Origin of the sequence: Pseudomonas sp. L13, assembly GCF_009935965.1 — a bacterium.
In the GTDB taxonomy this organism is placed as follows: domain Bacteria; phylum Pseudomonadota; class Gammaproteobacteria; order Pseudomonadales; family Pseudomonadaceae; genus Aquipseudomonas; species Aquipseudomonas lactis.
This window is the reverse complement of sequence record NZ_QODJ01000018.1, coordinates 13,004-25,315: the sequence shown is the minus strand read 5'-3', so window position 1 is coordinate 25,315 and position 12,312 is coordinate 13,004. Positions and strand designations below refer to the sequence as shown.

The following is a 12,312-nucleotide window of genomic DNA, read 5'->3' as shown; positions in this document are numbered from 1 at the left end:
ACCCCAGGCCTTGCGTGCCCACTCACGGGCGCCTGGAAGGGCCCGGCTGAGGTGACGACGGTGCGGGCGCAACAGGCCCCATGCTCGACAACCGTTGCAACTCGGCCCGGGACAGCTCCATGCGCTTCTGGGTCCGGGCAACCCCCCGCTCGACCTCCAACTGGCCAATGGCTTGGTTATAGCGCGCCATACTCTCGGCATCGCCTCGATCGCTGTGCGCGTCCTCCAAGGCTTCATAGCGGCTTGCCAGGTCGTGTTCGAGTGCAACGAACTGCTCGGAATAACGCGCCTCCAAGTAACGTAGCCAGTAGTCACGCTGGATAAGGCTTTCGATAAACTCATCGGTGCGTTCGGCAGCAACGATTTGCGCTCGGACCTGCGCCTGGAGCTCAGTACTGATCGGCCTGGCGAACGCTATGTAGGTCGGTTGCCCAGGCAACTCCAGGCCGTCGGGCCAGCCGCGTGTCAAGCCGATTCGATAACTCAAGCGCACCTCAGCCCGGTCCTGGCCAACGGCTGCGGCTTCTGCTGCCTGATCGACGCTGCTCAACCGAAACAACTGCCGCGACAGGTCCAGCAACGCCCGCCCTCGAAGGTCGACCTGTTGTTGCGGAACATCGCGCAAGGCGCGGTATTCGTACACCCGTACTTCCATTTCGCTGAATGTCAGGATCCGACCGTCAATACAGGTTCCGTGGGTTTCAGCTTCGATGAACAGTGTGCCGCGCAATTCGGCATTTTCCACAGCCCCTGCGATAACCCCCCATACCCGCTGAATGAGGCTTGGACGGTTGAAGTCGTATTCCGAGGTCAGGCGCAACAGCGAAATCAGCTGAAAAAACCGCTCATGCCCTTGGGCCTGCGCCAGCTGGTTCCACTGCACGGTTCTTTGTGCCACCAACGCCTCAGGGATAGTGGCCAGCCAAGGTTCCAGTGCCGAGAGTGCGACATCGTGCTGAGGAGCGGCAACGTTCTCCGAGGGTAGATAGGCGGCACCTGGATCGCTGTCATCGTCATCACCATCGGAATCCGAGCCCGAGTCCGAGTCCGAATCAGTGCCCGTGTCATTGTCTGCCCCGTATCGTCGGAGGGCGCGGTCAAGTGCTTCTCGCGAAAAGCCCATTACCTCGTCCTGCCCTCGGGCACGGGCGTAATCGCGCATCTGCTCAAGCGCATCACGCGTCAAGCCATGGTTATCGGCCAGGTCCGTGCCCGACACCAGCGAGTCATGCGCACCACCGAGCAGACTCTGCGCAAAGGACTCCAGCACGTTACCGCTCAAGTTCAACGTAGTCAGATGCCGCGCCTGCAGTGCACCTTCAGGCCAGCGGTCAATACTGTTGTAGCTCAGGTCCAGGGTCTCCAGGCGGCTGAAGTCTCGAACATCGAAGGCCTGCAGGTTATTGTGGCTCAGGTCCAGCCAGCGCAAATGCTCACGCCTGAGTGGAGCCGGCAGTAATGGAGCCTGCGTAAACCCATTGGCCGTCAGCTCCAGCCGTTCAAGCTGCGCCATGCGTGAAACCGCTTCAGGCAGCTGCGCCAGCTGGTTGCCACTGAGTATCAAGTGCTTGGACTGCGCGAATGCGCCCAAGAACCCGTTGCTGCCTTGGGCGGTCAGTTTGACCCCGGTCAAATCGAGCGTGCGTATATGGGCAAAGTCCACCTTGAGGTCAGGTAGATCGCCGGTATGCAGCCCCTTGAGGCTTAACGCCTCGAATGGGCTCCCCGTCCGTCCTCCCGGCACGGCTTGCTGCCAGGACGAGTGAATGCTCTCTGCCGCTTGTTGCCGGGTCTGAGCGATGATGCCGCCCTCGGCAGTCCGTATTTCCCGGATAAACAACCAGCCATTCAACGTTCGCGTCAGCGCTGTAAAGGTTTGCTGCCATTGACTGATCTGCACATCGATTTGCGTATCGTCCATTCCTGATTGGCGCAGTTGCTTAATCCTTGCCAACGCTTGCTCTTCGTTCAGGAGCGAGTCCAGACGCTGCACGCGCGCAGCAAATCCGCCCGCGCCGTCAAGATCTGCGGCCGTATCAAGCAGCGGCAGTAAATACTGCGATAAGGAAGCGGCCGTCTCCGTCGGCGGAAATACCAAGGGTTCCTGCACCAGGGCAAAACGTCTCAACGCGCCGTCAGGCAACCCCTTTTCCTGTTCGATCCGTCTACGCGCGGCGCTCACTGCAGCCTCGCCTTCGGTACTCAACGGGTTGCCGGCAAATTCCGTGCGCATGAGCATATCCGGGTGGCTGAGGGCCGAAGGTGCCACGCTCGTCAACGCGTTGTCGCGTACATCCAAGAGGGATAATCGCGCAAGGTTTTCCGCACCGGTTGGCCATGCCTGCAACATCGTTTCGCGTAAGTTCACAGCAGTCAGTTGCTTCATTGCGCTAACGTTCAGGTTACCCAGGCGGTTGTTCTGCAGGTTCAGCACTTGCAGGTTTTTCATGCCATCGAACTGCGCCTGCACCGCGGGGGTCACTACGATGTGGTTGTCGGACAGGTTCAGGTGGGTCAAGGACGACAGGGTGTCGACGGCGATCGGCACTTGGGTGAGGTGACTGAAACGCACCTCAAGGTGCTGCACACCGCCGAACGCCTGGACGAAGCCTTTGACCTGATCGGCAGGAACCTCGTCCAGCCAGCTCATCTTCAAGGTTTTCACATGGGAAAAGGTGCCGGCGGGCAACACCGGCAATTCTGTTACCTTCTCGCTGCTCATCTCAACGGCCGTGCCAAGGTCGAACGCCGGCAGTTCGAATACGGTATGGTCACTCGTATCGAACCGCAGCCCGGCGTCCTGATCGAGCTTCACCCCGTAGCGATCGCACACGGCCTTGCTCCAGTTTTTCTCAAGGGCGCTCAGGAGACTGGCGTTATACCCTGCCGCCCAGCGCTCTATCCGGAACGTGTACCGGATCTCCGGGAGGTTCGACGGCCGGTAGAACTGTTTGAAAATGCCAAGGCGCTCTTCGCGCAGTGCTTGGACCGCGTTCATCCGCGTTTGCGGGGTCTTCCACGTACTCATGACCGCATCGGTCATGCGCGCGCCGAGAGATGCGTTGCCCAGCAACTGCGCCAATTCTCCACGGGCGAACTCCCTGACCATTTCGTCCAGGTTGGCCAAATGTGTACTAAAGTGCCCGGCGTAGTTCTTGACATGTTCGTAGGCAGGCTTGAACGCTTCATAGCTGAGCTTCGACCAATCCAGCGACAGCCCGCTCCATAGCCTCTCGTACCCGGTAAAAAGCTCATCGGACAGTTTGAATACCTTGGTTTGGGCCAGATCCAAGCGTTCCAGCTGAGCCAGTTTCTGTACATAGTCAGGCCATTGCAACGAGACATTCGGCGCGACGATTTTCAACCTTTTCAGTTGTTTCAGAGGCGCCAGGTCCAGGCTGTCGAGGCGCGCTCCCTGATAGCCGAAGTAGCCGATTTCCAGCTGTTCAAGCCTCGTCATTGCGGCCAGCCTGGACGGCAGTTGCGTCGCCAATTCAGACACCCTGAAGGTCAGCGTCAACTGTTTGAGCCCTTCCTGGCGGACCAACGATGACGGCACATTGGTCAGCAACGGGCGCACCACCGGCCCTGCGCGCAGGTTCTGGGTGGACTCTATCGACAAGCTTTCAAGCTTGGGAAAATACGCCAGAAACTCATCGATGTTGCCATCGTGCAGGGCCGCCCCGCTGATTGACAGATCACGTACATGTGAAAAGTTCGCCGTCAAGGGCGGCAAGGGGTTATCGAGGTTCAACCTCAAGACATCAGCGTCGGGTTCTTTACCGGCCAGCACCGCACGCCGCCAACTGCGCTTGAGCGTTTGTGCAACCATCAAATTGTAGTGGCGCTCAATCGCAGATGAGCGCTCGACCCATTGATCAAGTGCGAGGTACAGGTTCCTGCGCTCTTCAAACAACGCTTTCAATTTGGCGGCAATCGCACGGACATCGTTACCCGCCTGCCTCAACTCAAGGATAAAGCCGTCGACCTGTGTGTCAGTCAAATCCGGGTAGATCTTGCGCACCTCGCGGATAATCGCCTGCCGCGGGTTCGGCGCACGCCCGCTGGCGTAATACCCCTTGAGTACGCCGTTCACTCGCACCGGCGGCTTGAACAGCCGCGCCTTGGGCTCCAGCCACGCAACGGCCTGCAGGCGATAGCCGTCGGCCTGCTCGATGATTTTCGCCTGCAGTGCGGTCTGCTGGCTCGCCTGCGGTACCCCCAGACTCTGGCGCGCATCGTCGGGCAAGGCATGCATCAACGAGGCGAAAAAGTTATCGCCGTTCCTGGGCAGGCTATTGAGCGCTTCACCGCGCTCATCGAACGCCTGGTAGCTGGGCCCGTGTTTGACCAGGTATTTTTTCTCACTCGCGGTCTCTGGGCCAATACTGTCGAGCAGTGCGCCGTCGACACGGCTGTCACGCACCTCCAGGCGTAGAGTCGGCGGCCAGCCCGGTAATGTCTCCAGGGTATGCAGCGCCAACCGGCGACTGTCCGCCGTGGCGATGACCTCACGACGCAGCCCGGCATAAGCGCGTACCAAACGCCCTTGCCGGGCGTACCAGCGTGCCTCTTCCAACATGTTCAAAGGCACACGGGGCGCGCTGTCGAACGATGCCAGCTCATCGGCACGGGCGTGTTCGAGCACGGCCTGCGCCGCCGACTCACTGAGGCCCGGGCAGTTGCGCTGCAACCTTCGGATGCGCGGGGCCACCGCTTCGGTGCCGGCGTAGATACTGTCAAAAATCGCCGGTTTGCGCTGGCGGGCATAGTCGGCAAGCTGCTTGTTGAACTCCAGCTTGCGCGACTCGCGTACCCGCGCAGCCTCGGCGCCAAGCAGTTGTACACGCTCGGACTCATCCAATGCACTCAAAATGCGCTCGGCCAACTCGCCGCCAAGCAAATGCTGGCGGCTCACCTTGATGGGCGCGCCCGCCCGTCCCCGCCCAACCCCATATCGGACCGATTTGCCTGTCAACGTCGGGCCGTCGAACACCTCCAGCACCCGGCCCCGGGGCCATCTGGGCATTTCCACAATCAACGGCAGTGCATACAGGTACAGCGCATCAATCGGTTTGGCCCCCTCCAGTTGTTCGATCACCTCGGCGGCGGCGGTATCGGCCTTGAACAAGCGCATCGCCTCCAACAGCTCGGGAGGCGCGGCCGAGTGCTCAACGTGCATCTTGCGCAAGGTGTTGTCGCTGACACCGCTGACATCCGCCAGTTTGAGCAACGCCGGGTCGGTGAAGTCTTCGGTGGCATGGCCAATACGCCGTAACAGCGTCAGACGATCCCATTCCAGCGGTCGCTCCAAGGTGTGCTGCCAGGCACCGCGGCCGTTGTGCTCGAGTATTGGCTGGTAAGCCTGGGGATCGGTCGGGTGCTTGATCCGCCATTTGTGCAGCGACGTGTCAAAAGACTGCTCAAAGACCTGGGCCCCCAAGCGAATATAGGTCTTGCCCCCTTTCACATATTGCCCCAAGGCATTAGGGCTCAGGCCAGGCTCCAACGTCACCGGGCTGGCGTAGCGCTCCAGGCTGGCCCTCCACAGCCGGGTTCGGCCATCGGGCAAGGTCACTTGATCCAGCACTTCAATCACAGGCGGCGCCTTGGCCGCCCGCCAGCGGCTGACTCCTGCGCCAACGCCGGCCATCACCGCGATCTGCGCGAGGTTCTCGGCGACGTCGATCAGGTGTGCCTTGGCCGCTTGCAAGTCACCCTCACCCCACTCAACCGCGCCTTCGAGGGTCTCGTAGAGCAACTGCCCAGCCATCACCCCCATCATCACCTCCCCCAGCACCGGTACAAACATCGAGGCCAGGTTCAGCCCCAGCATGCCGACCTCCAGCAGGTGCGCGAGCTTGGCGTCGCGCGCCTTGGCATCCACATCAGCAGCGGGCACCGCGTGGGCGCGGGCGTCGGCGATCAACTGCTCGCGGTGTTGCTCGTAAAAGTACTTCCAGGGGTCGATGTTCGCCGCCCAGATGCCCTTGCCAGCCCGGGTGCGTGTGGAAGGCGAAAGATACGGGTCGTTGTTGGGTTCCAGTTTGGCTGGCTTCTCGGGCGGCAACTCCTTGATACCGGTGATGAAGTGTGGGGTGGTGAAGTCCAGGAGCTTTTTCCAGGGCGAGCGCCAGATGTCGGTGGGCGAATCGGCAGTTTTCCGGGTGAACTGACTGAAGTAATACGCGCGTTTTTCATAGGGCACGAACCGGCTGAAGAACGCCTGGTACGGCGTTGGTGTAGCGTCAGAGGGGTTGGCGGGATCGCGCTCGGTGAACAGACGCTTGAACTCCACTTCCATTTGCGCCCAGGTGTAGCGCTTGAGCGGGTGCACCGGGTCCTGGGGAATGTAGATGATCAGCTCATTGGGGTAGGTGTATTTTTTACAGATCAAGAACACCATGCAGCCGGTCATTCTGAGCTTCATCAGGCCCAGGGTCCTGAACCACACGGGTTTTTCGCCCATCCACGGGTGAATTTCACCCTCGATCACCGACAGGATCATGCGCTGGTCGGCGGGCTGGATATCCCCGGTCAACACGGCCTGCTCGGCGGCGGCCTTCAAGGCGGCCTTCTGGCTGGCGATAAAATGCGCGCGCAAGGTCGCTTGCGCCAGCCCCTCCTCAGGGTAAAAAAACGTCTGCAGATAAGCTTGGTACTTGGCGCCGATATCCAGGCGACGGCACAGGCTCAGGAACTGGCTGACCTTGAGGTTGACCGTGACGGAATGGTAGGTGCCGGGGGTGTCGGTCGCTTCCACGAACCCCGAAGTCCTGTGGTAAGCCCCTTCCTTGCACTCATCGGCCTCGAAGTTGTGCAGGGCCGCATCCAGCATCGACAGCTTCAGGAACTGGAAGTCCGAGATCTCCGTCTGGAGAACCCCAATCGCCAGTGGCCGGCGCAGGCATAGCAAGGTGTTATCGACGTCGACCTCTACGTGGTACTGATCCTTCAGGGCCTTGAGCAACAAGGGCCTGGCGAAGTCGTTGACGTCCTGGAAGCTGGCCATGGTTTTGTCCAGCTGCGTCTGTGCGCTGAAGCTTTCCAGAAAGCTGGCCACCACCGCCTCGCGTTGCGCAGGTGAGGCTTTCTCGAGCCAGGTGGGCGGCGATGTGGTGGCGTCCTTGAGCGCTTGCCTGCGCGCAGGCAGGGCATCGATCAGCCACCGAGGGCTGGCGTGTTCGAGGAAATCGCCATGCAGGCTCTGCGTCGCTGCAGGCGAAGAAGATTGGGTTGCATCAGCCATCGTGTCACTCCTTTGAAATGGAGTGTCAGCACATCACGCGGGCCGTCACCTCAAGAGGTGCATATGTCGCGCGCGCGGGGTCACGCAGTAGCGGCGGTATCCCTATACCGTCCGCAACGTGACGGAATTGGATTTGCTATCGCTGGTCGGCCCGTAGAGCCGCCCCCCTTGAATCAATACAGACAAAGGACTTCGCATGCCCAACCCAACCCCCTCGCCCTTCACAGCCCTTGAGCAACTGCCCGCCCAGGCGGTCCATGCCCGTTTCGCCACGCGCCCGGCCCTGTATTCGGTGGTGTTCAATGCCCTGCGCAAGCGCATTCTGGAACACTACCCCACGCTGCAACTGGACCTGCGCGCGGTCAAGCTGGCCACCCCTCACCCTGAGGGGCACTACACCTACCCCTCGTTGATGGAAGTGGCGATAGCCCATGCATTGAACCCACAACGGCTGGACCTGCACCCACAACGCGAACTGCCTTACTACCTGACCCAGCAAGCCCCCAAGATTCTCAAGCCACAGGCGCCGGCACTGATCGACATGCAGGTCATCGCACGCATCCTCGATGACCTGCCCGAGTCGCTGTACCTGCACTGGCAGCATGACCTCGCAGACTACTGGAGCGAAATAGATAGCCATGGTAGTAGTCGCTGGCAATGGCTGGGCGAGTTTCTCAACGGGCAGATGACCGCTGCCGCCGCACGTTCCTCAGGTTTGGATGACACCCAGCGCGACATGCTCGCCGTCGTCGCCGCCTGGCCGGCATTGCAGGAGCGTCTACCCCGCTCCACGCCCGCCACGTATGTCTATTTCATCGAAAACACGTTCAACAGCGGCGGCAAAGAAGCGCGCCTGCTGACGCCCGACCTGCTCCTGGTGCGCGATAAACAAGTGCTGCTGTACGGCGTGGGGGGGAACATCGAAGCCTTTGACTCCATCGATACCTTCGGCGAAGCCTGGGCGACGAGGATGCGCGAGCGCTTTGCGTTCGATAGCCTGACCTGGCGGCGCAACGAACCGAACGGTAACGTCTTCGAACAACAAGCCGGCTTGATCCTCAACCAGCAATTGGAAGACCTCGCGACGCTGACGTTCCAGGGGCAAGAGGAAACCGCCCTGGGGCGGCGCCTGGAAACCCTCACCGACCCGGCGATCTTCTTTACCCAAGTGCCGAGCCCTGCCGTGCCACTGCTGCGCAAAGTGCACGACCAATTGCCGGACTGGCTCAGACAGGCCAACCGCGACGACCGCTTTGCCTACCACCGCCACCTGCAGGATATGGCACAGGTGCTGCAATTGAGCCAGGGCCGTTCGTTCAATCAAGGCATTGAAGACCTCCACAGTTTCAGCCGCGCCGCCTTGCGCACACAGATGCAGGCTGATCATGGCGACTTCGATTCCGACGACGTGGTGCTGGACTTCAAAGTAATCGCCGGCTACCCGGACGGCGCCGGCATCATCAGCCATGTGCGCATGTCGCTGACGGAACTGGCGGTAAAGAACCTCGCCGGCAAACCCAGCGGCACCCTGACAGTCAGCGCCAAAGGCACACGCACCTTGCCAGACTGGCTCACCGAGGACTATCTGCTGGGGGCCACGGGCTTGATTCAGCGTGTCGATATCGGCACCGCCTATCCGCAAAAGATAAAGGACACGCTGCTGTCCGACACCGCCGATGCACGGCGGCGCGAAGCGCTGTTTACCCGTGAGCTGAAGGTCAGGTTGCCGATGCAGGCGCTCGAATACAAGATCCGTCGGCAGCACGGCATCAGTATCACGGGCTATCGCTATGTTAAAGCGTTGATGGAGCCAACCCCGTTGGATCGCGTTGTTGACGGCCAAGAGATCGTCCTGCGCCCTCTGGCCCTGTGCCGCAAGGCCGATGCGACGCCTGATGAAGTCAGCAACGCGTTTATCATCGAACCGCGTGATGCCAGTATTGGCCCGCATTTGTTGTATCAGCCGCTGTATGCCGACGCGCTGCATGAGTTCCCCACCCGCCAGGCGCTGCTGGATGCCCTGGCCAGCCCGGGCGCCTTGCAAGACAGCGTTTTGATCTGGCTGAGCGACAAGGCCCGCCCGATCTACGATCACGGTGGCATCCGCGAACCTCACCTGATTCGTTTCCTGCCTGGAGATGAGTTCAACCTGCCTGAAAAACCCGAGCCCGCCACCCTGGCCGTCGATGAGGGTGCGGGTGAATGGTTGCAGTCGCAGGTCAACGGGCAATTGCTCAATCACCTGTTCGGCAGCACGGCGCGCGCCCTGGTAGACCTGGCAGACCGCGAGTCGGTGTCCAACAGCGAAAGCCGCTGGGCCATTGTGATGCAAGGCGCCTGGTTACTGTTCAACACGCTGTTGCTGCCACTGGTAAGGGGCCCGGCGATGCTGGTGGGTTGGTTCATGGTCTTGGTCAGCAGTCTTGCGCAAGACTTGGTGGGCCTGGACAGCGATGATTCGACCACCCGCGAGCTGGCATTGATTGATTTGTTGCTCAATACCGCAATGGTACTGCTGCACGCCGCCTCGCCCTCGGCGCAAGCGCTCCGGGAGCCGACTGCGCGGGATCACGCCCTGCACCTGGAAACCTGGCGGCGCCCTGCCGGCCTGCCACGAACGCAGAGCACTGCGCCGGTGCGCCATGGCCCGGTCGCATTCCCCGGCGAGCCTCCGGCCACGGGCCATACCGCTCTTGACTTCGCCCGCTCGCTTGCCAGCCCCACGGCCGGCGCACAGTTGCTCAAGGCGCTGGTTGACGTACATGTGCCCTGGCCCGAAGCCTTACCCGCGCCGCAGCCAAGCGGTGCGCTGAAGGGGCTCTACCGCATCGACGGGACCTGGCACGCCAGCGTCGGCGGCTTGCTGTTCCAGGTAAGCATTGTGCCGGGGTTTGGCGAGGTCTACCTGGTGCATCCGCAGCACCCGCAGCGCCCGGGCTTTAGGTTGATCAGCGATGGCCAGGGGCATTGGCGCCTGGACCGGCATGCCAGACTGGAGGGGGGGATGCCCAGGGACCGGTTGAGCGAATGGCAGAGAACCCGCCAAGACCGACTGGACCTGCTGAACTCGGAACTGGAAGTGCTCAGCAGCGAGGCCAACTCAATGGCACCCCAGGCGCAAACACTCAAGGACGTCGTGAGCACTGCCAGAATTCACCTGACCGAAACAAAACGCGCCCTCAGAGAAGACTGGGAACGGCTCAGCAACCCCGAACTGTTGCCCGCCGTTCGCCCAAAAATTACCGAACGCCATGAACAAAGGCAGCGGGCAATGTTGCGCGCCACTACCGAGTGGAGCATTGCAGTGGACAACTATCGGGAAAACACACAAGCGTATATCCACGCCCTGCAAAAGGTCGAGGCCAAAGCCAACGAAGCGATGGAAATGGACAGGGTAAGCGTGGAATACAAGCAAGCCCGGGATAATGCCACCAATAACCTTTACAACAACTTGATGCTGTCCTACGCGAACCTGCATCAGAAAATTTCGTTCGGCCTGGAATCCCAGCGCGGCGAAAACATTAGTGAGCTCCTGCGTCGTGTCGACAGGGAATTGCCCGACAACATTACCGACGCCTACGATGAGTTCGTCAGCACCGCGATGCAGCGATTGGAGGCACTGGAAAAAATGTTCGTGTTTGCAGAGAAAATCGAAGCCACGCTGCAACAAGTGTCCAGGGCACTGCACGAAAATCTGGTCGCCAGAATCCCCACTGGTCACAGCATTTCCTCCGTCGTCATAAAGCAGCACCTGCTGTTAGCGTATGTCGAGCTGATCCTCAATCGCGCGCTCGATGCCGATAAACCCGCAGAGCTTCCGTATCTGGAAATATTGACGGATCGCAAAACGAATGCCCGTATCCTTTCGCACGCGCAAATACGCACGACCAGTGGGTACTCACTGCCTGAAGAAATTGACGTGCTCAAGGATGTGCTTCAACAGTACGAGCGACTGGAAAACGCGGTCAGCACGCTGCACGAGATGGAGTCTGTGATGCTATGGGAGCAGTATCGAACGCCTTTCCTGAAAGAGCTGGGCGAAGCGCGCGCAAGTGCTGAAGCACAACTGGCCAACTTGATACTGGTGCAAGAAAGGCTCGCCCCTCGTCCTGCCACCGACAGAACCAGGCGACCAAAACCCGCCAACCGCAGAGTGATCAAAACCGCCGACCAGAAGAGCCTGGTGGGTGACTTGCGCGCAAGCAGCACCGATGCGCCGGGCAACTACGTTGACATCACAGACCCGCTTACCGGAAGAGTTGTCGCCACGTACCACGAGCATGTCAGTGAGGGGGTCTGGAAAATCGTTGAACCAGGCGCCGAAGTGAAGAAAGCCTCCACTCCCACCGTTCGCTCACTGAAGGCGATCAAGGCCCATGGGCAAACCATCAAAGCCGAGCGCGCCGGTATCGACGCGAGCATTCGTTACCAGCAGCGCAAACTTCGGGACCCGGTTCGACGCGAAGAAGTCGACCCCCATGATTGGGATGTGATGTTGAGTCAGCACGCTGCAAAGTTTGCGGCGCTTGCCGCAGAACTCAAGCAGGCGACCGACGCGCCCGCCATTGAAGCACGCAACCGTTACCTTGAAGAAGCCATGGCCGCAACGCAACGGGCTCGCCAGGTATGCAGCGAAGGGTACCTGCAGCAGCGCCCCAGCGCTTCGAAGGTTGATTACTTGTGGACCCACGGTTTTGTCGACATCAACCTGGTCCAAAACCGTTTCCCATTGTCGACCGGGGACTACCTTACGGAATACGCCATACGCGAAAAAAGCAAAATCAAGCCTGGCATGAAACCGGAGGAGGCAGACCTGTGGTATGCCCACTTCCATTACCCAACGCGCGAGACGCCAGCCGCAACACCTGCCTTCGGCCACTTGAAGACCAAAGCTGAGCGGCTATTCACGCGCAGGCAGTTGATTGAACAAGCCAGGGCGAATAACCGTGCGGTGATTAATCTGGACAAGGCCCTGATCGGGGCGCCGCTGGACCAGAAACTGTTCCTGGGCCTGGAGCTGTGAGAGGCACCAGGTTTGGCTATGCTCTTTAGGATGACTTGAC

2 protein-coding genes are annotated in these 12,312 nt (G+C 60.4%); one reads left to right on the top strand and one right to left on the bottom strand.

Annotation, left to right across the window (positions count from 1 at the left end):
* Positions 1 to 22 precede the first annotated feature (22 nt).
* Entirely contained in the window at positions 23 to 7,249 is a 7,227-nt protein-coding gene (locus DK871_RS11615) for an NEL-type E3 ubiquitin ligase domain-containing protein (protein ID WP_161905127.1), read from the bottom strand.
* Between the two features lie 196 nt (positions 7,250 to 7,445).
* Here DK871_RS11615 and DK871_RS11610 point away from each other — a divergent pair, with 196 nt between their 5' ends.
* Positions 7,446 to 12,272 carry a dermonecrotic toxin domain-containing protein gene (locus DK871_RS11610; RefSeq protein WP_161905126.1) on the top strand — a complete coding sequence of 1,609 codons (4,827 nt, stop codon included), beginning with the start codon at positions 7,446 to 7,448 and terminating at the stop codon, positions 12,270 to 12,272.
* Positions 12,273 to 12,312 lie beyond the last annotated feature (40 nt).